24 protein-coding genes are annotated in these 18,719 nt (G+C 66.8%); 13 read left to right on the top strand and 11 right to left on the bottom strand.

The features are described from left to right. Positions 1 to 2: 2 nt before the first annotated feature. From A6A40_RS30735 to A6A40_RS30435, 9 genes are all read right to left on the bottom strand, one after another. Positions 3 to 176 (bottom strand): hypothetical protein, encoded by a 174-nt coding sequence (locus A6A40_RS30735; protein WP_158279306.1) that lies wholly within the window; start codon positions 174 to 176, stop codon positions 3 to 5. Beyond that, positions 176 to 568, bottom strand: coding sequence for a hypothetical protein (locus A6A40_RS17060; RefSeq protein WP_108547091.1), 393 nt, complete (start codon positions 566 to 568; stop codon positions 176 to 178). Before A6A40_RS17060 ends, A6A40_RS30735 begins: the two co-directional genes overlap by 1 nt. Further along, complete coding sequence (locus A6A40_RS17055; protein WP_108547090.1) at positions 565 to 1,035, bottom strand: helix-turn-helix domain-containing protein; 471 nt, start codon at positions 1,033 to 1,035, stop codon at positions 565 to 567. Before A6A40_RS17055 ends, A6A40_RS17060 begins: the two co-directional genes overlap by 4 nt. Beyond that, the gene (locus A6A40_RS17050) at positions 1,032 to 1,391 is read right to left on the bottom strand and encodes a hypothetical protein (RefSeq protein ID WP_108547089.1); all 360 of its coding nucleotides are present in this window, start codon (positions 1,389 to 1,391) and stop codon (positions 1,032 to 1,034) included. The genes A6A40_RS17055 and A6A40_RS17050 overlap by 4 nt, the downstream gene beginning before the upstream one ends. Beyond that, a complete protein-coding gene (locus A6A40_RS17045) occupies positions 1,388 to 1,741 on the bottom strand; it encodes a hypothetical protein (protein ID WP_108547088.1) in 354 nt (117 codons plus the stop codon). The genes A6A40_RS17050 and A6A40_RS17045 overlap by 4 nt, the downstream gene beginning before the upstream one ends. Continuing rightward, on the bottom strand, positions 1,738 to 2,334 hold the full coding sequence (locus A6A40_RS30440; RefSeq protein WP_146191579.1) for a hypothetical protein: 597 nt from the start codon (positions 2,332 to 2,334) through the stop codon (positions 1,738 to 1,740). Before A6A40_RS30440 ends, A6A40_RS17045 begins: the two co-directional genes overlap by 4 nt. Then, positions 2,334 to 3,095, bottom strand: a complete 762-nt coding sequence (locus A6A40_RS17040; RefSeq protein WP_108547087.1) for an AAA family ATPase — start codon at positions 3,093 to 3,095, stop codon at positions 2,334 to 2,336. Before A6A40_RS17040 ends, A6A40_RS30440 begins: the two co-directional genes overlap by 1 nt. Before the next feature lie 75 nt (positions 3,096 to 3,170). Beyond that, positions 3,171 to 5,360 carry a DDE-type integrase/transposase/recombinase gene (locus tag A6A40_RS17035; RefSeq protein ID WP_108547086.1) on the bottom strand — a complete coding sequence of 730 codons (2,190 nt, stop codon included), beginning with the start codon at positions 5,358 to 5,360 and terminating at the stop codon, positions 3,171 to 3,173. A 5-nt stretch (positions 5,361 to 5,365) separates the two neighbouring features. Beyond that, on the bottom strand, positions 5,366 to 5,839 hold the full coding sequence (locus tag A6A40_RS30435) for a phage regulatory CII family protein (RefSeq protein WP_146191578.1): 474 nt from the start codon (positions 5,837 to 5,839) through the stop codon (positions 5,366 to 5,368). A 68-nt stretch (positions 5,840 to 5,907) separates the two neighbouring features. Here A6A40_RS30435 and A6A40_RS17025 point away from each other — a divergent pair, with 68 nt between their 5' ends. Further along, a complete protein-coding gene (locus tag A6A40_RS17025; protein WP_108547084.1) occupies positions 5,908 to 6,099 on the top strand; it encodes a hypothetical protein in 192 nt (63 codons plus the stop codon). Here A6A40_RS17025 and A6A40_RS17020 read toward each other — a convergent pair. Further along, positions 6,096 to 6,371 carry a helix-turn-helix domain-containing protein gene (locus tag A6A40_RS17020; RefSeq protein WP_108547083.1) on the bottom strand — a complete coding sequence of 92 codons (276 nt, stop codon included), beginning with the start codon at positions 6,369 to 6,371 and terminating at the stop codon, positions 6,096 to 6,098. The genes A6A40_RS17025 and A6A40_RS17020 overlap by 4 nt on opposite strands. Positions 6,372 to 6,547: 176 nt before the next feature. Between A6A40_RS17020 and A6A40_RS30430 the strand changes: the two genes are divergently transcribed. From A6A40_RS30430 to A6A40_RS17010, 5 genes are all read left to right on the top strand, one after another. Then, the gene (locus A6A40_RS30430; protein WP_211112038.1) at positions 6,548 to 7,066 is read left to right on the top strand and encodes a helix-turn-helix domain-containing protein; all 519 of its coding nucleotides are present in this window, start codon (positions 6,548 to 6,550) and stop codon (positions 7,064 to 7,066) included. A 267-nt stretch (positions 7,067 to 7,333) separates the two neighbouring features. Next, positions 7,334 to 7,540: a hypothetical protein gene (locus A6A40_RS30425; protein WP_146191576.1), complete on the top strand. Its 207-nt coding sequence runs from the start codon at positions 7,334 to 7,336 to the stop codon at positions 7,538 to 7,540. A gap of 56 nt (positions 7,541 to 7,596) precedes the next feature. Continuing rightward, complete coding sequence (locus A6A40_RS30420) at positions 7,597 to 7,884, top strand: hypothetical protein (RefSeq protein WP_146191575.1); 288 nt, start codon at positions 7,597 to 7,599, stop codon at positions 7,882 to 7,884. 297 nt (positions 7,885 to 8,181) lie between these two features. Further along, complete coding sequence (locus tag A6A40_RS17015) at positions 8,182 to 10,068, top strand: diguanylate cyclase (protein WP_108547082.1); 1,887 nt, start codon at positions 8,182 to 8,184, stop codon at positions 10,066 to 10,068. A gap of 120 nt (positions 10,069 to 10,188) precedes the next feature. Beyond that, positions 10,189 to 11,175, top strand: a complete 987-nt coding sequence (locus A6A40_RS17010) for an aldo/keto reductase (RefSeq protein WP_108547081.1) — start codon at positions 10,189 to 10,191, stop codon at positions 11,173 to 11,175. A 43-nt stretch (positions 11,176 to 11,218) separates the two neighbouring features. Here A6A40_RS17010 and A6A40_RS17005 read toward each other — a convergent pair whose 3' ends face one another. Then, the gene (locus A6A40_RS17005; protein WP_108547080.1) at positions 11,219 to 12,193 is read right to left on the bottom strand and encodes an MBL fold metallo-hydrolase; all 975 of its coding nucleotides are present in this window, start codon (positions 12,191 to 12,193) and stop codon (positions 11,219 to 11,221) included. Between the two features lie 177 nt (positions 12,194 to 12,370). Here A6A40_RS17005 and A6A40_RS17000 point away from each other — a divergent pair, with 177 nt between their 5' ends. The 7 genes from A6A40_RS17000 (at position 12,371) to A6A40_RS16970 (ending at position 18,718) form a co-directional block, all read left to right on the top strand. Beyond that, positions 12,371 to 13,588: an ATP-dependent DNA helicase gene (locus A6A40_RS17000; protein ID WP_108547079.1), complete on the top strand. Its 1,218-nt coding sequence runs from the start codon at positions 12,371 to 12,373 to the stop codon at positions 13,586 to 13,588. A 178-nt stretch (positions 13,589 to 13,766) separates the two neighbouring features. Further along, positions 13,767 to 14,795, top strand: a complete 1,029-nt coding sequence (locus A6A40_RS16995; RefSeq protein WP_108547078.1) for a YeiH family protein — start codon at positions 13,767 to 13,769, stop codon at positions 14,793 to 14,795. A gap of 197 nt (positions 14,796 to 14,992) precedes the next feature. After that, positions 14,993 to 15,361, top strand: a complete 369-nt coding sequence (locus tag A6A40_RS16990) for an HPF/RaiA family ribosome-associated protein (RefSeq protein ID WP_108547077.1) — start codon at positions 14,993 to 14,995, stop codon at positions 15,359 to 15,361. A gap of 263 nt (positions 15,362 to 15,624) precedes the next feature. Beyond that, on the top strand, positions 15,625 to 16,269 hold the full coding sequence (locus A6A40_RS16985) for a helix-turn-helix domain-containing protein (protein WP_108547076.1): 645 nt from the start codon (positions 15,625 to 15,627) through the stop codon (positions 16,267 to 16,269). A gap of 17 nt (positions 16,270 to 16,286) precedes the next feature. Further along, positions 16,287 to 17,261: an alpha/beta hydrolase gene (locus tag A6A40_RS16980; protein WP_108547075.1), complete on the top strand. Its 975-nt coding sequence runs from the start codon at positions 16,287 to 16,289 to the stop codon at positions 17,259 to 17,261. Positions 17,262 to 17,338: 77 nt separating this feature from the next. Next, positions 17,339 to 17,821, top strand: a complete 483-nt coding sequence (gene copM, locus A6A40_RS16975; protein ID WP_108547074.1) for a CopM family metallochaperone — start codon at positions 17,339 to 17,341, stop codon at positions 17,819 to 17,821. 90 nt (positions 17,822 to 17,911) lie between these two features. Next, on the top strand, positions 17,912 to 18,718 hold the full coding sequence (locus A6A40_RS16970; protein ID WP_108547073.1) for an alpha/beta fold hydrolase: 807 nt from the start codon (positions 17,912 to 17,914) through the stop codon (positions 18,716 to 18,718). The last annotated feature ends 1 nt before the right edge of the window (position 18,719 follow it).

Here is an 18,719-nt window from a genome sequence, read left to right as displayed (position 1 = left end):
GCTTACCTCTCGGGGGTGTCGGTGGCCCCATCTGCGGGGCGCTGGGGGGAAGGGGCAGCCGGCGGGGCCGGCCGGGGGAAGATCGGGAACCGGCCTGGATCGGCCGGCGTTGGCGGGATGGCCGGCGGGTCGAGGCCGAAGGCGCTGTAGAGCGCGGCGGCGATGGCGGCGGACATCAGCGCCCCCGCTCGATGCGGGCCGGGGCGATGGGACCGGACGCGCGGCTCTGCCCGGTCAGGAACAGGACGGCCTCCGACAGGACCCGCATCTGTTCGGTTACGCTCCGGTGCAGCGTCACGCCGGCAAGCACGCTGCGGGCGATGTGCAGCGCCCCGTCGACCGAGACCGGCGGCTGGACACACACCCATTGCCCGTTTTCAGCCGGTGCGATGGTGGCGGTCGACAGGTCGCCGCTGTCCGGGTCGGACAGCAGGCAGGTCCAGCGGCCATCGCCATGATCGCGGGTGGTGACGATCCGGCGGCTGATCGTCCGAACCGCACCGGCCACGCCGGCCGGGATGTCGATCTCGACCAGCAGGTCGGCGCGCGGGGGCGGGCGGTAGCTCATGGCAGCACCGCCCTGAAGGAGGACACATCGCCGGAGCAGTAGACCTCGGTCGAGCGGCAGCGGTTGCAGATCCGATTGCCGGGACCTTCGGAGGCGAAGCCATTGCCACAGCACAGGCATGTCCGGATTTTCGCTGCCGAGGCAGCCTGCATCCGGTCGCGCTTCGGATGCGATGGGGTGCGAGGCGTCGGCGACTGCCTGGTCGGAAGGGCAGTGCTGCGTGCCGCGTCGATCCCGGCGGGCGTCAGGCGCAGGATGCCGGGGCTGTTGCCATGCGGCGGCTGCACCACCTCCATCCAGCCGCGGGCGATGCACTCGGACCTTGCGTAGAGACCCGAAGTCTCGCTGTAGCCCAGCCGCTCGGCGAGCCTACGCGCTGACGGGGTTCTGCCGTCATGGGCCAACGCCTGCGCATAGCCGTGGAGAAAGACCATCAGAACGGTCTCGGAGAAGCCGCGCTTGCTCATGCCGCGTCTCCACCGCCCCAGTGTCCGGCGAGCGGGCGCTGTTGCCGCTGGGCGGCCTTGCGGGCAAAGCCGGCGGCGGTCTGCAGGGTAACCACCAGTTCCGTCAGTTCATCGGCGCTGAAGGAGAGATAGGGGCGGGCCATGGCGCGGCTGGTGACCCGCTCGGCCGTCTGGTCCAGCCAGACGCCACGACGGAAGTCGACCGCCTTCAGCATCCGCGCCAGATCGCGGATGCGGTCGGCAAGGGCGGCAGTCTGGGCCGCGGCCTGCTGAGTGGGACGGTTGCGCAGCTCCAGCAACTGGGCGGCCAGTGCGTCCAGCGCGGACGCCAGGGGAGTGGGTGCGATGCGGGTCATGCGGTCCTCCGCGGGCAGGTCCGGCAGGCGTTGCGCAGCATGCCGGCGAGAAGGGAGCGGGAGCGGTTGGCGGCCTGCTGTTCCCGGCCGCAACGGGTGGCGTCGATCTCGCCCAGCACCGGGCAGGGCTGGGAGACGCCCAGCCGCTCCGCCACGGCGGCCTCGACGCGGTCGAGGTTGGCGCCGTAGCGGCCGGCGATGATCAGGCTGACGGTCGTCTTGCTATAGCCGCCGATGGCAGCGCCGGCGGCGGCGAGACCGTCACGGTCGGCGCGCTCGGCCAGGGCGACCACGAAGGCCGGCGGTGCGCCATTCCAGGCGGCGCGGGCCTTGTCGAGGTGGACGGTCATTCTGACACCTCCTCGACCAAACGGCCGAGGTTCGGGTCCCAGACAGGCTTTCCGGCACCACGCAAGACATGAGGCGCGTCGGGGCCGGTGTTCATGCTCCGCTTGAGACGATAGCGGCCTTCCCGATGACCACCGCTCTTCACCAGGACGTCCAAGTACCCGTGCCGCCGCAACGCGTTGACATACTGTCCGACGCGATCCTCAGTGCATCGCGTCAGGCAAGCCACCTCGCGCACGGTAAAGCCACCGCGAAGCGGCTTGATGGCGGCCCATATCCGCTCAGTCGGAGTGGGGGTTTCGTTTAGGCGACCATCTGCAGTGAAGCGCGGACACCGACGGCCGACATCACGAACGAGGCGATACACCGCGCCGCGCCAACCACCATCACCCGGCTTCTCGACAACCACGAGGCCGGCCTGGATCGCCTTCCGCAAGAAGGCGTTGGCGATCTTTCTGGTGGTGCCTTCCACAAGCAAGTCAGCGGTTTGGAACGTCTTCAGGCGACGGACCTCAGCCCAAACCACGCCAGAACCAATGAAGCGTTGCGTGCCGGGTGATGGTTTGCATTCGGCTTTGACTTCGACCAGCGTCATCAGAACCTCCGGACCGCCGGGGCGGCACCAGTGTTGATCCGCTGGCCTGCATAGCCGGCGGCATCGATCTCCCGAAGCCCCTCGCCGGCGGCAAAGTCGGCGACCGACACAAGGTTCAGGGTGACGCGGCCGGTCGACCGATAGGTCTGGTCGAGCAGCAGCTGCAGCAGGTCGTCGGCGACTGCGACGCGCGGACAGTAGAGCTTCGCCAGCTGGCGGGCGTCGTCGAGGTCGCAGGGCTCGGCCTGGACGAAGTCGAGGATGCGTCGGTGGAACCGCTCGTAGCGCTGGAGCTTCTGCGGCAGCCCTTCCTCGCCGATCAGGACGATGCTCGCGGTGCCGGGCGACGCCATGTCGTGCAAGGCCCTGACCTTGTCGATCATGTCCTTCTTCGCCAGGTGGTCGGCTTCGTCGATGATCAGCGGGCGGCGGCTGGTCTCCAGCTCCTCAGCGATCTTGCCGGCCAATTCGTTGTTCGTCGCATGGGGCGGCATGGCGATGCCCATGGCGTCGACGATGGCGCGCAGCATCGCGCGCGGAGTCCAGAAGTCGTTCGCCTCGACGTAGTAGGCCATGTGATCGCTGGCGCCGACCCAAGCGGCGGCACGGCTCTTGCCGTCGCCTGAACGGCCATGGAAAACGCCAAGGCCGGGCACGTCGGGGCTGCGGCCCTTGAGTTTGATGACCAGTTCCTCCAGCAGCGTCAGATTGCGGAGCGGGGCGAAGGATGCGGACTTGCGGACGCGGGTCGTTTTCGACATGATGGAACCTTCAGTTGGTTGTGTTCCGAACGGCTCTACGCGCCCCACGCGTGGGGCCGTTCTTTTTGGAGGCCGTCACTCGACGGCTCGGGCGAAGGCCGCTTTGCGGGCGGCGTCGTTCTTGCGGGCGCGGTACCAGGCAGCGCTTTCGATCGAATGGAGCCATTCCAGTTCGTCCTCGCTGACGTCTGCGTCGGCGGCGATCCGCGCCTCGATGTCCTGTGCGCGCCGCCACCAGCGGTCCTCGGGCTTCTCGGCCGGCTGGGACGGGGCGGCGATGCGGCGGGCGATGTCGGCCGTCCGGGCCTGCTCGGTCGCGTCGCGCGGACGCGGCGTGGCGGGGGTGGCGGCGGCGATGGCGCGCTGTGCGGCGATCAGGCCGGCCGAGGGCTGCAACGCGGGGGCTGACGGTGCGGGCAGGGCCGGCGGCGGGGCGGCGGTGGGAAGGGCGGTGACGGTGGCGGCCGGCTTGCCGATCAGCGCGTCGGCCAGTTCGTGAGGCTGGAACCGCTTCTTTGCCGCGCGGATCGCTGCCTTGCCCGCCGCAATGAGGCGCTTCTGCAGTTCCGCCGCCTCGGCCGCAAGGGCGGCGCGGGACAGACCCATGCGCTCCGGGTTCTCCGCGATGCAGAGGAAGCTGAAGGGTTCGGAGTGGTAGACCCACACCCTGCCCATCTCTTCCGGATCCAGGCGCACGTCGAAGCGGTCGCCGGTGCCGATGTAAGGGATCAGGTCGACCGACCAGAAGTCGGCGCCCTCGACGCGGATGCCCTTCTTGCCGACGGTACGGGTGCCGCCGTCCGGAACAGGCATCAGCAGCAGGTCAAGTTGGCGTTCGTCGGTCAGGCGGGCTTCGCGGCCGGCGCATTCAGCGGCCAGCGCATGGGGCGTGCGGTCGCACAAACCTTCATGCGGAGCGTGCTGATAGACGTTTCCGACCCACTCGTCGGCCAGCGCCTGCAGCTCTGGACCGGTCAGGCGGGCGCGGAAGATGTCGGCGTCGCTCTCCCCCAGCCTATTGGCGAAGGTTTCGCGGCTGCGGATCGCCTGACGAACAGCGACATTATGGCCGGTGTAGCCGGGCAGCAGAGGCATGAAGCCATGCTGCACAGTGCCGATCGCGCGCTCGACGTGGGGCTTCTGCTCGGGGCTATAGGGCGTGCAGGTCAGATGCCGGGCACCGATCAGGTGATAGGCGCGCTCGGCCTCGCGGCTGGTGAAGTCGGACCCGTTGTCGGTCTTGATCGTCTCCGGCATGCCCCACGCCAGGATGGCGCGGCGGATCAGCAGCAGGACGGCCGAGGTGCGCGGCACCTTCGTGACCAGGATCATGATCCTGCGGGTGTAGACGTCGACCACGACATAGATGCTGTGTCGGCCGTCGGTCAGCAGAACGTCGGACGGGCTGGCGTCGATCTCCCACAGCTGGTTCGGGCGTTCGATGCCTTCGGAGTACGACCCGATGGCCGCACGGTGCTTGTTCTTCCAGTCGTCCGGATTGGTGAGCGCAAGATGCAGCTGGCGGTTCTTCGCCCTCCAGTCGTTCCAGAGGTCGAGCAGCCGACGCTCGGACGGCATTGCACGGGTGGATCCGTCGAAAAGCTCGACATCGTGGCCGAAGCGCTGGATCAGCACCGTGCGCACTTGGTGCATGGCGAGATGCGGGTTCTCCACCAGCATGGCGACCATGAAGCCCTTGATGTCAGCGACCGCGCTGTCGAGGACACCGCTGCCCTTGCGGTTGCCGTAGCGCCCGGAAAGTGCGGTGGCATCGCCTGAAGCCCGCACACGCGCCCAGCGTTCCAGCGACGACATGCTGATGGTCGGGCATGCGGCCCGTACCCAATCCGGCACGTCGATCTGGCGGGCGTTGTAGAACCCGACAAACTTGTGGCGGGCCGGCGTGAGGCCGTCGCCGCTGGCAGCATGGAAGCTGTCGAAAGCGGTCAGGATCGCGAGCTTGTAGTCCTGGCGCAGCCGGGCCTGGACCGTCACCGGCAGTGCCGGGGAGGAGTCCTTCGGTGGCACCGGCAGAGCGGGGGTAGCTGTGACCACGGCGTCAGCGGCGGCGCGTCGCGCCAACTCAATGCGAGCGTCCTCCGGCAACGAGGAGATGTGGTACTCCCGTCCGCCACCACGGCCAGACCGCTCGCGATGATGCCAGCACTCATCAGTGGCGCGGAGATTAATCCCGCGCTTGGAAGTCGGCAGCTTCGGCAAGGCTAGAGCTGCGATTTCGGCTGCGGACAACCAGTCTTCCGCCATGGCGTTCAGCCCCGCGTCCGGTCGGTCAGCGCCGGCCGCAGATGCATGTACTCGCGCAGCATCTCGTCGCCGGCTGACAACATTTTCCCGGCTTCACCCGCGTCAATGGCCCCATCGGAGTAAGCGGCTGCGAACTCCGCAAACAGCTTGCTCGCGTGTTGAGCGATCTCGGCCACGTTCTTGGGAATTGCTTCTGCGGCTGGCTCGACCGTCACAGGCAGCAACGCGCAACCTGCCTCAACGGCCAGCCACTCAGTAACTGTTGGTTGACCGCAGTAGCGCTCCAAAGCCGCCGCGATATCTGCAGGCATATGACAATTGGCGTCTTCTTCGCTGTCATTACTGTACCTGAACAGCTGGGATCTTGACACGCGCGCTACTTCAGCAGCGCGCTGCAGACCGCCACAGTGTTCGATCAGGTCGGCGACAGCGGCTTTCAGGCTGCCGGGCCGACGATGTTTGTATGGAGATTTGGCCATCTCTATTCCCGTTGTGGATGCGCCTATTGCTCTGCGAGCGTCATCGGAGTTGAGGAAATGAGGCAAAAATGAAACTCTCTGAGGAACTCTTTAAGGACACTGCTCAACGTCATGTGACGGTGGCGTCTGCCGCCTTAGCTGCGGCCTTGGTCGACGTAAGCCGGCCGTTTTCTGCGGCCTTGATTGATGTCGCCGACGTCCACTTGGGCTGGGCCTCGTCCTCGCTGGCAATCGGGCGGCTGTATCGCCGCCGCTATTAGGCCGCTTTGCGATCTGGCAGCCGAGTGCGACACAGCCGTGTTCCATCTGCCCGATACCGCTCAGGAAAGAGGTCCTGCACCGCGAGTTCGAGCTTTTCAGCCAGCGCGGCTTCGATGCGGGCAGATGGCAGGTGCAGCGCCTGCGCGACAGCTTGAGGGCAGACGCCAATCTGAAAGGCGATCTGGCGCATGCTGCTGCCCTTACGACGTAACGCAGATATCACCCAATCACGGCGATCAGCAGGGTCCAAGGGAACTACGGGTTTTGCCATTGTCTCGCCTACGACTATCGATATTTCTATCGTATTACCACGAGTTTTCGACGGATAACAACGAGAAAAATCAGGGTGGGAAGGCTTCCCAGTTCGCTTCACGCTAGAGGTCGCCCGCAATGGAGATTATTTGTGTGAATTCAATGGCTTCCAAGACACGAACCGGAGAGCGTGAAGTGGGAAGCCAGGATCCCACTTCGTTCGATGAACTGGGATCTCGCATTTCTCTCGTGGTTGGCCTCTACAAAACGAAGACCCAGGCCGCCCGCAGCGCTGGCAGCACACTGGAGATGCTGAACCGGTACATTCGCGGGGAGCACAAGCTGCCACTAGAAAAAGCGACAGGGTTGTGTGAGCCAGTGGGCGTTAGTATGAACTGGCTGGCTTGGGGCATAGGCCCAATGTTGCTTGGCGATTGCACACCAGCGGCGCCATCCGCTCTGGGCAGGATGGATGAGGCATTGCTGGCTAATCTGGTGGAAGGCGTTGACCTCTTCTTGGAAGCAGAGGACCTGCAGCTGCCGCCGCGACACAAGGCGCGGGTTACCGTGTTGTTCTACCGATTGCTGGAACGGCGCCGTGCGCGGCTCCAAACGGAAGGAAGCGATGTTCCTCCCGAACTATGTATTGCAGGCCATCCGGTTGACATTTCAGCAGACCCGGACTTGTCAGACATTGTTCGCCTTGCCGAGTGAAAAGCCCTATACGATTGCAAGCGCGAAACATTGAATCAAATAGCCGCGCAAATCTTGCGCATGGATACCCTCTGGTGGCACACTATCCATAACGCTGCAACCTCAGAGGCATACGATAGTATGCCGCCGAGCAGCGGGGGCCAGGGCTGGGAAACCCTGGTCACGGGATTGGCACAACCCGTTTGAGGAGCAACATCGACCCGGTCTCGATGAGACCCCTCCCCCCACCGGCCACGCGGCTTGAGTGGGATAGCACGGAGTGTGCCAATGTGTCGTTACCCCGCGGTTGAGGATTTCCCTGAGGCCGCAGAACTTCGTCAGATTTTTGCAATGGCTTTGGCCAATCGAGAGCGGCGTCGGAAACTGAAGATCATCACCAATGCGGGCGATATATCCGATCATTTCTCTTCGAAGAGGCTGTTCTTTTATGATATTCAAGCGGCAGCTGCAATGAACGACAACGCCAGTCGATAATCGCGGCGCTTTGTCAATCCCAATTTGGGGCAGCATTTCCGATATTGAGAGGCATAATGAAAGATCTGCGAGAAGACACCCTGCGCTATCCATCAGCGTCCGCTACTTTTCTTCGCATTTTTGGCACTGTAATCAGTGTTGTCGGAGTAATTCAGATAGTCGTTATCTCTGGTGATTTTATCATTGGTACGATTACAATTATCGGTGGATTGATCGTGTTCGCCCTTGGAAGCCTTCGGAAGGCATTGGCCGATATCATCTACGAACTCCGCTCCGTTTCCGACGCACGAACGTCAAACCATCCTGCGCAGACTGAAGCTAATCCACCGCGTCAAATGGATTGACGTTCTGGGACGCAACGCTGCTGAAACCCTTGTCCGGCAACGATTCGCGTCCCATTCGATCCCGGAAAATCCCACTAGATCCCGGCCGTNCAGGTCAGGATCAAGAGCCGCTGGTATGATACCAGCGGTCATCATCAACAACCGCTGGCATCGGCCGGATGTCCGCACTCCGCCCATGAACGGGCCGATGATGGCCGGGATGGCGTTCGGTCCGTCTGCAACTGCGGTGGGTCCCAATTGCGTGGCTGGCACTCTGCGAAGGATGCTGGCCGTCCCGGCACTGTGGCGTGTGTGGACATGAAGCGCGCATGGGTCCTCGCGACCATCGGACTGATCGGCCTGCTCAACGGGGTGCTCGGCGCTCTGCTGGCGGCGGAGCGCGAGGCCGCCCTCCGCTCCATGGTGGATGTCGCCGCCCTCGCCGCCGCGAACAATGCCAAGCACATGGACGAGGTGCTGGAGATCGTCAATCGCAGCATGTCCATGGTGTCGGAGTTCATGCGCGCGTCGGAGCGGATCGCCGGGCTCGATGACGTGGACATTCACCGGCTGCTCGTTCATCAGCACCGGATCACGCCCATCCTCCGCAGCATGTTCGTCGTCTCGGCGGAGGGGCACCTGCGCTACGATTCCCGGAGCAACTCCCCCGCTCGCATCGATCTGTCCGACCGGGATTATGTCCACCACCATCTGTCAGGCAACGCCGACACCCTGTTCATCGGCAAGCCCGTCATCAGCCGCGTCACCGGCGAATGGGTCGTGCCGGTGAGCCGGCGCATCGAAGATCGCTTCGGCAGGTTGATCGGGATCATCGCGGCTGCCATCGATCCCGAGCTCTTCTTCGCCACCCTGCACGCCTCGGCGCTTCCCGAGGGAATGAAGGCGGCCATCCTGTCCCCGTCCGGCTACGTGTTCGGCTGCCTGCCCAAGACCGATTGCCTGGGCCAGCCGGCCGCCGAATGGCCCCTTTTCCGTCAGCAATCGACGGCACCCGGCACCGTCGCAGCATTCCAGCGCGTTTCGGTGATGCCTGATGTGGTCGGACCTGGCGCCTATGAGGTGAGCCCCCGCTACGGTATCGTCGCGGCCGTTGCGATCCGCACGCCGGATGCGATCGCAGACTGGATCAGCCGGTTGCCGGCCTATTTCGCCCTGGATGTCGTGCTCAGCGGCGGCGGCGCGGTCCTGTCCGTGGTGCTCTACCGGCAGGTCGCCCGGCGGCGGCACGCCATGCAGGATCTGGCCGAGGCGAACGCCCGGCTGGAGCAGCGGGTGGCGGAGCGGACAGCCGCCCTGCGGCGCAGCGAACAGCGGCTGACCACCTTCCTGGCGACGGCACGCGACGCGATGCTTGTGATGGACGGCAACGGCACGGTGCAGTTCCTCAATCCGGCGGCGACCGCCCTGTTCGGCTATCCGGCCGACGATGTGATCGGCAGGAACGTCGACCTGATCCTGCCGGGGCTGCCGAACGATCCGTCCACCCTGTCCGGCTCCGGCCGCTTCGACACCCTTGGCTGGTCGAGACAGGGCGCCAGCCACGAACTGGTCGCCCGGCACCGCAGCGGCGTCGAATTCCCGGTCGAACTCACCCTGGGTCGCTCGGAGAGCGAGGGTGAGGCGATCCATGTCGGCGTCCTGCGCGACATCCGCGAGCGCAAGCTGCAGGAGGAGAGGCTGTGGGAACTGGCGAATCTCGACGCCCTGACCGGCCTTCTGAACCGGCGCGCCTTCATGGAGCGCGGCAGCGCCCTGCTCGAGGCTGGTTGGCGCCAGGGCAGCCCGGTCAGCGTGCTGATGATCGACGCCGACCATTTCAAGGCGATCAACGACGGTTTCGGTCATCAGGCCGGCGACGACGTTCTGCGCGCTCTCGCCGGCATCCTGGGATCGGCGGTGCGCAGCGGCGACCTGCTGGGGCGCCTGGGGGGCGAGGAGTTCGCCATCATCCTGCCGGGGACCGACGGCAGCGGTGCCGAGCATGTGGCCGAACGGCTGCTGGCGGATGTCCGCGAGGTGCGGGTGCAGGTGCCGGGGAGCAGGCGGGAGCTGACCGTCACCGTCAGCATCGGCATCGGTGTGTCCGGGCGGCGTTGCAGGCTGGACGACCTGCTGGCGCAGGCCGACCGCGCGCTCTACCTTGCCAAGAGCGCCGGCCGCGACCGCCAAGCCTCGGCCGCCTGACATCGGGTTCGGAACGATCGGGTTCGGAACGGTGCGGCGAATGGCGGTGTTGACGGTGGGCAACCAAAGGCATCGGCACCCCGCCCGGCGGCGGGAGCGCCGGACATGATGAGGGCTCCCATGCCAGACAGCGCGCATTTCGCTCCGCCCGGCCCGCTCGGCTTCGGCGGCGCTCCCCTGGGCAACATGTTCGAGGAGGTTGCGGACGACATCGCCGAAGCCACGCTCGACGCCGCCTGGAATGCCGGCATCCGCTATTTCGACACCGCTCCCGAATATGGTCCCGGCATTTCCGAACACCGGTTCGGCCATGTGTTGCGCAACCGTCCGCGCGACGGGTTCGTGCTGTCCACCAAGGTCGGGCGGCTGCTCCGCGCGGACGGGAGCAAGGGCGGACGCCATGGCCCCTTCGTGAAGGGGCTGCCGTTCCGCGTCGATTACGACTATACCGCCGACGGCGTCCGCCGGTCGATCGAGGACAGCCTGCAGCGGCTGGGCATGGCGCGCATCGACATCGCCTACATCCACGACTGCGCCGAGGACGCCCATGGCGACCGCTGGCTGGAGGTGTTCGACACCGCCATGAGGGGCGCCGCCGTGGCGCTCACGCGGCTGCGCGAGGAGGGTGTGATCCGCGCCTGGGGCCTGGGAGTCAACCGGGTGGAGCCCTGCGTCATGGCGCTGGAACGCGCCGACCCCGACGTGTTCCTGCTGGCCGGCCGCTACAGCCTGCTGAACCAGCCGGCGCTGGATGAATTGTTCCCGCGCTGCGCGGAGCGCGGCGTGCATGTGGTGGTCGGCGGCCCCTACAACTCCGGCCTCATCGCCGGCGGCAACACCTTCGAGTACCAGGAGGCCTCATCCGACAAGGTCGCCGCCCGCGACCGGCTGGCGGAGGTCGCCGGCCGCCATGGAGTCGATCTGCGTGCGGCGGCGCTGCAGTTCTGCGCCGCCCATCCGGTGGTCGCCTCGGTCATTCCCGGAACCAAGAACCCGGCGCGCCTGCAGGAGAATGTCCAGCTGATGGCGCAGCCGATCCCCGCCGATTTCTGGCGGGAGCTGAAGGCGTCGGGCGTGTTGCCGGAACAGGCGCCGACACCGGCGTGATGTGTCCGGCTTGATGGGGGGCGGGTGAGCGCCGGCCCGCCCGTCAGGCGCTCACCACCATTCCCGGAAAGGCCGCTTCGAACCTGCCGGGTTCGACGCCATGGGCGGCCAGCGTGGCGCGCAGCCGCTCCGGCGGCTCCTCGCGCGGCTCGTCTGTCAGGGCGAAGGTGCCCCAATGGATGCCGACGGCCTTCCGCGCTCCGACATCCAGCATGATCCGCACCGCCTCCTCCGGGTCGCAATGCTGGGCGGACATGAACCAGCGCGGATCGTAGGCGCCGATGGGGATCAGGGCGAGATCGCAGCCGCCGAGCCGCCGGTGGATCGCCTTGAAGGCCGCCCCGGTGCCATAGCCGGTGTCGCCGGCGAAATAGAGCGTGCCGGCCGGCGTGCGCAGGAAGAAGCCGCCCCACAGCGCCATCCGCCGGTCGCGCACCGTCCGCGACGACCAGTGGTTCGCCGGTACGATGTGGACCTCGGTGTCCGCGGCAATCTCGAACCGGCTCCACCAGTCGCCCGCGGCCGTCCTTATCCCGGGCATATGCTTGCGCAGGATGGTGTCGTTGCCGAGCGGCGTGACGACCAGCGGCGCGTCACGCTCCTGCAACCGCCTCAGCGTGTCGATGTCCATATGGTCGTAATGGTTGTGCGACAGCAGAACGGCGTCGATCCGCGGCAGGTCGTCGAAGCGGATGCCCGGCTCCGTTGCCCGCTTCGGCCCGGCGAAGCGCACCGGGCTCGCCCGCTCCGACCAGACCGGATCGGTCAGGATGTTCAGCCCTGGCGCCTGGATCAGCGCGGTCGCATGCCCCACCACCGTCACGCGCAGCGCGTCGGCCTCCGGGTTCGGCACGGCGGGGGTGACAGGCACCTCGCCCGGCCATCTGACCTTGCGGCGGCCGAACTGCCAGCGCAGCAGCTGGCGCAGCGAGCGGTCGGTGTCCGGCTCTCCCGGATTGAAGAAGCGCACCCCATCGAAGTTCGAGGAGACGGGTCCTTGCCAGTAGGGGTTACGCATGCGGGACGAATCCTCTTCAGTGGCGGCGAGGGGGAGCACAGCATGTGCGCAGTCGCGCTCACGCTTGAAAGGGGAGGGGCTGCATATCGGCATCGAGGCGGATCGCCACTGGACCGCCGGCGGGTGGGCAGGCTAATGTGCCGCCTTGATTCATGGTTTGATCCTGGTTTGGACCCGATGCAATCCGACACGCCGACCGACGAGCAGCACCGCGCGATCCAGGCGATCGATGCATGGTACACGGACGACCGGGCGCCGCAGGTCTTCTGGCTCGCCGGAGAGGCGGGAACGGGAAAGAGCAAGACCACCGCCTTCGTGCTGGAGCATCTGCTGGACCGTCGTCGGTTGACCGATTATGTGGTCGGCGCGCCGACCGGCAAGGCCGCCCAGGTCCTGCGCCAGAAGGGGATCGAGGGGGCGGCGACCCTGCACTCGCTGCTCTACGCCCCGCGCAAGGACGGCGACACCGGCGAGCTGTTCTTCTCCCGCCGCAGCGACGGCCCGATTGCCGATGCCGACCTGATCGTCTGCGACGAGGGGTCGATGATCGGCGACGACGTGGCCCGCGACCTTCTGCGGACGGAGAAGAAGATCCTGGTGATCGCCGACGATTACCAGCTGCCGCCGGTTTCCGGCCAGGGCCTGTTCACCAGCGGCGAGCCCGATTTCCGCCTGACCGAGCCGCACCGCACCGCGCGGGAAAGCCCGGTCATCCGGCTCGCCCACCTGCTGCGCCGGCATGAGATGCCGCGCCGCTTCGGCGCCGTCGGCAAGGTCCATGTCCTGCCGCTGGAGCGCAGCACACAGTCGCTTGTGATGCGGCCCTCGTCGCAGGCGATCTGCGGCACCCACCGTGTCCGCACCACCTACACCAAGCGGATGCGCGCGCTGCTCGGCCATGAGTCGGTGATGCCGCAGACGGGGGAGCGCGTCATCTGCCGGCGCAACCAGAAGGACGAGGGGCTCTACAACGGCATGATCGGCACGCTGACCCGTCCGGCGGCCGAGGCCCAGGGCCGCGACGCCGGCCTGTGGTCGCTGGGCGTGCAGATGGAGGACGAGGTGCGGTCCCGCGGCAAGCTGATGGTCCATCCCTGGATGTTCCAGGCCCACTATACCGAGGGCATGGTCCAGCCGCGGGTGGGCAAGGACATCCAGCTCTATGACTGGGCCTGGCTGATCACCTGCCACGCCGCCCAGGGCTCGGAATTCCCGTCGGTCACGGTGGTGGACGACTCCGCCGCCTTCCGGGAACACCGCTGGCGCTGGCTCTACACCGCCGTCACCCGGTCGCGCGACGAGCTGGTTCTTCTTCTGCGCAACGCCGCGCTCGGCGGTCCCTGGCAGCTCCCGGATTTCGACGACTGCCTGCCGGACCGAGCGGGCGTTCCATAAATTGAAGTGATCGAATACATCAGGTTATTGCGTTGGATGTGATCGGTCTGGGTCTCCATAGTCCCTGTACCGGAGCGGCACCGTCCTTCCCCGCCGCCCGCCTTTGGAGACCCCGACCATGCCCCCTGACGCCATGGCACCGGCAAGGCCGGCGCCGGGACGTTCCGTCCTTTCCCTCATGTTCGGCCAAATCGGCAGCGTTCTGCCCGGCATCGCCCTGTGCGCCGCGGTCACGGTCCTGGCCTTCGCCGCCGGCTGGGGGGAGGCGCGGCTGTTCGGCGAGCCGTGGATCGAGGCGCTGGTGCTGGCGATCCTGATCGGCACCGCGCTGCGCACGATGTGGACGCCGTCCGCGCTCTGGCGTCCGGGCATCGCCTTCTCGGCCAAGACCCTGCTGGAGGTGGCGGTCGTGCTGCTCGGCGCGACGGTCAGCGCCGCCACCATCCTGTCGGCCGGACCGGCGCTTCTGCTGGGCATCGCCGCCGTGGTTCTGGTCGCAGTCGCGGCGGGGTTCGGCATCGGCCGGCTGCTCGGCCTGCCGGTGCGGATGGCTCTGCTGGTGGCTTGCGGCAACGCCATCTGCGGCAATTCCGCCATCGCCGCGGTGGCGCCGGTGATCGATGCGGACAGCGAGGACGTTGCCGCCTCCATCGCCTACACCGCCGTGCTGGGGGTGGCCGTCGTGCTGGCCCTGCCCGTGATCGGCCTCGGGTTGAAGCTGAGCGGCGTGCAGTATGGCGCGCTGGCGGGGCTGACCGTCTATGCCGTGCCGCAGGTGATCGCCGCCGCCGCCCCGCTGGGCAGCACGGCGGTGCAGGTCGGCACGCTGGTGAAGCTGGTGCGCGTGCTGATGCTGGGCCCGGTCTGCCTGATTCTGTCGCTGCTGGCGCCGCAGCTGGACAGGACTGCGTCCGCCGCCCGCCGTCCGGCCGCGCCGCCGGTCCGTCGTCTGGTGCCGTGGTTCATCCAGGGCTTCCTGGCGATGATCGCCCTGCGCTCCCTCGACCTCATTCCGCAGCCAGCCCTGGTGCCGATGGGGCATGCGGCGACGCTGCTGACCGTGGTGTCGATGGCGGCGCTCGGGCTGGGGGTCGATGTGCGGACGGTGGCGCGGGCGGGCGGGCGGGTGACCGCGGCGGTCGTCCTCTGCCTTCTCATGCTGGGCGCGGTCAGCCTGGGCCTGATCCATCTGATCGGCCTGGCCTGAAAACGGGCGGGAGTCTACATCCGGCAACCGAAGGCCGCATTGACCCAGATTAATGCGTGATTTTTCAGATGTGCGATCCTGGCCTCATCAAGTCCCCGCCACCCCAAAGGCCCTTGAGCGGCACCGGGGGTCGCGCCGGGCCCCGCGGGAGAGCGGCCGTTCAGGTCCATTCCGCGCGCCGAACAAGGAGTTTGGTCATGCGTCAACCGTTGCAGATCGCCTTCCGCAACATCGACCCGTCTCCCGCCCTGGAGCATCTGATCCGCGAGCATGCCGAAAAGCTCGACCGCTTCTTCGGCCGCATCCTGGCCAAGCGCGTGGTCTTCGAGGTTCCCCACCGCCACCAGCATCAGGGCAAGCAGTTCACCGTCCAGATCGCCATGACCGTCCCCGGAGAGGAACTGGTCGTCCGCAGCGACAAATCCGGCGGCCATGGCCACGAGACCGCCGATGCGGCCATCCGCGATGCCTTCGACGCCGCCCGCCGTGTCCTGGAACGCTTCGCCGAGCGGCACCGGCACGAGGTGAAGTCCCACACTCCGGAGCCTGACGCCGCCCTGACGTAAGCGCCGGTCCGGCCCCATCCGCTGCGATACGCCCAGCGCCACGCCCGTCCGGCCATCCCGGACGGGCGTGGCGTTTTGTCGTTCGGATCATCGCAAAATTATACATGAAAATATAGTATATAAATGCGATTACAGGATTAATTCACAACATGAAATCAATTTTCCTACTTGATGAGTAGGTATAATTGATGTTCAATCATCCCGACTCCCGTCGGGCGCGGTCCGCGTCGCCCCGCTCATTCCTGTCGAAGGAGCATGGATCCATGACGATCGGCACCGCCCCCGCTTTCAGCCGGACAGTCCGCGACCCGGCGGTTCTGTCGGACGAGAAGGCCGCTGCGCAGACTTCGATCGACCAGCTGGTTGGGGTGATCGGCGACAATCTGCGTGGGTTCCGCCGGCGTCAGGGCCTGTCGGTGGACGGGCTGGCGCAGCTGTCCGGGACGGACCCTGCGTTGCTGACGGCCATCGAAGAGGGGCGCCAACGCCCCGACATCGGCACCTTGTGGACGGTCGCCAAGGCGCTGGACCTATCCTTTTCCAGCCTGCTCAGCACCGGCGGCGACGCCGGGACCACGGTGATCCGGCGGGCGGAGCAGCGCAGCCTGACCTCCCGCGACGGCCGCCTCACCTCGCGCGCGCTGTTCCCGCTCAAGGGAGAGCGGCAGGTGGAGTTCTACGAGCTCCGCCTGTCGCCCGGCGCCGACGAGTCCTCCGACGGCCATTCCCCCGGCACGGTGGAGAACATCCTGGTCGGCAGCGGCCGGGTGGGGATCGCCACCGCCGACGGCGAGCACCGGCTGGAAGAGGGCGACTCGATCCTGTTCGAGGCCGATGGTCCTCACCGCTACCGCAATGCCGGCGATGGCGAGGCGGTGCTGTATCTCGTGATGTCCTACATTCTCTGAGCCTGGGGAGATCTCGGATGCCGGATACCCTCCTGCCGCTTCACCGTGACCCGCTCGACCCCCAGGTCGTCGAACTGGGCGAACTGGCCGCCCGCGCCGGACTGCTGGCGGCCGATCCGCTGCGCCTGCCGCTGGCCGACGCGCGCGACGCGGCGGAGCGCTATCACCTCTTCCTCAACGGCCCGGCCTTGCCGGCCGATGTGCGGGAGGTCGAGTGCGCCGGTCCCGCCGGCCCGCTGCGCCTGCGCCTGGTCCGGCCGCCCTCCGATCCCGGCGCTTCCCTGCCGGTGCTGATCTATTTCCACGGCGGCGGCTTCGTCCTCAACTCCATCGACACCCATGACCGGCTTTTGCGGCTGCTGGCCCGGCACAGCGGTGCGGCGGTCTGCGCCGTCGCCTACAGCCTTGCCCCGGAACGGCGCTTTCCCCATCAGAGGGGCGAGGCGCTGGCTGCCCTGCGCTGGGTGGTGGGGAGTGGTGCCGCTCATGGGCTGGACCCGGAGCGGATCGCCGTCGGCGGCGACTCGGCGGGGGCCAATCTGGCGCTCGGGCTGGCCCTCGATGCGCGGACCGAGCCCGGACCGCCACTGTCCTTCGGCCTGCTGCTCTACGGCATGTTCGCCCATGATTTCGATACGGAATCGCACAGGCTGTTCGGCGGCGGGCGCTATGGCCTGACGACCGAGCGGATGCGCTGGTACTGGCGGCAGTATCTCGGCCATGGCGGGATCGCCCGCGATCCGGCCGCCGCCCCGTTGCTCGCCGATCAGCAGGGACTGCCGCCGCTGCATGTGGCGGCTGCCGGTCTGGACTGTCTGCGCGACGACAGCCTGCGTCTCGCCCGGCGGCTGGAGACGGCGGGGATCCCGCACCGTCTGGTGCTGCACGACGCGCTTCCCCACTCCTTCGCCAGCATGACCCGCCATGTCCGAAAGGCCGAGGCGGCGGTGATTCTGGCCGCCGAGGCCGTCCGCCGTCACCTGCTGCGGTGAACCACCCGTCGGATGGGCTGTTGTCTGCTCCAGGTCCCCGCATGCAGCGGGGTGCCGATACCACGGGAGAGCAGACCATGACGACCATCCGATGCTGCCATGTCCTGGCATCCTGCGCCGCGGCGCTGGCCCTGATCGCAGGCACCGCACTGGCCCAGTCCGCCAATCAGCCCGCCAATCAGTCAGCTGGCCAGCCGGGGGAAGAGCGGATGCAGGGCCATCCCATGCCGTCCGATCAATTGCCTCAGGACCAGTTGATCCGGGATCCGGCCTCGCAGGCCTATATGGACGGCATGCGCAAGATGAACCGCGACATGCGCAAACCAATGACCGGCGATGCCGACCAGGATTTCGCCCGCATGATGCTGCCCCATCACCACGGGGCCGTCGACATGGCGAAGGTGCAGCTGAAATACGGCAAAGACCCGGAGCTTCGAGCCTTGGCCCGGAAGATCGTCGACGACCAGGCCAGGGAGATCGCGCAGTTGCAGGATTGGCTGAAGCGGCATCCGGCCACGCCGGCACAGGCTGAAGGGGGTGCCGCAAAGACGCCGAAATGATGTGAATGCTGTCGGGCCGGGCGATCCTGCTTGCGCGTGCGATGCACAGTATGGCTGCATTCGTTGGCGATTGGAGCAGGCCATCCGAAGATGATCGAAAGCGGCAACGCTATTCTGGAGCGGCACAACGCCACCTTCGTCGGATCGGGGGACGAGACGCTCGTCCTTATTCCCGGCTTCGGCACCGAACAGTCCGCCTGGCGCCACGTCGTTGATGCCTTCAAGGACCGCTACCGCATCCTGTCGTTCGATCTGGCCGGCGTGGGGCCGGCCAACCAGATCCATTACGATCACGCCCGCTACGGCACGCTGGACGCCTATGCCCGCGACGTCGCCATGGTTCTCGGTGCCCTCAGGGTGGAGCGCTGCGTCTGCGTCGGCCATTCGGTCGCGGGCCTGGTGGCGGCGCTCGCCTCGGTCAAGGCCCCCCACCTGTTCCGCAAGCTTGTCCTGCTGGGGGCGTCGGCTTGCTACCGCAACATCGGCACCTATCGCGGCGGCTTCGAGCGTGCGGACATCGACGGCCTGATCGAAAGCGCGACGCGCGATTACCTGCGCTGGACCGCGCAGTTCGGACAGATGGTGGTTTCCGCCCCGGCGGAGGATCCCACGGTGAAGGAATTCGTCGCGGCGCTGAGGGCGATGCGTCCGGACATGGCCCTGTCCCTGCTGCTGACCATTTTGCAGAGCGACCTGCGCAGCCGCCTGACCGAGGTGACGGTTCAGGCGGTCGTCCTCCAGACCCGCGAGGATTCCGCGGTCACGCGGGAAGCGGCGGAGTATCTGCGCGACCATCTCGCCGGCAGCGTCCTCGAAGTGCTCGACGCATCGGGGCATCTGCCGCACCTGTCGGCCCCCGGAACCGTGATCGACGCGCTGAACCGCCACCTGCCGTGAG

This window comes from Azospirillum humicireducens, assembly GCF_001639105.2.
GTDB classification, from domain to species: Bacteria; Pseudomonadota; Alphaproteobacteria; order Azospirillales; family Azospirillaceae; genus Azospirillum; species Azospirillum humicireducens.
Note: the sequence above shows the minus strand (reverse complement) of the source record. Positions and strands in the feature narration are given on the sequence as shown.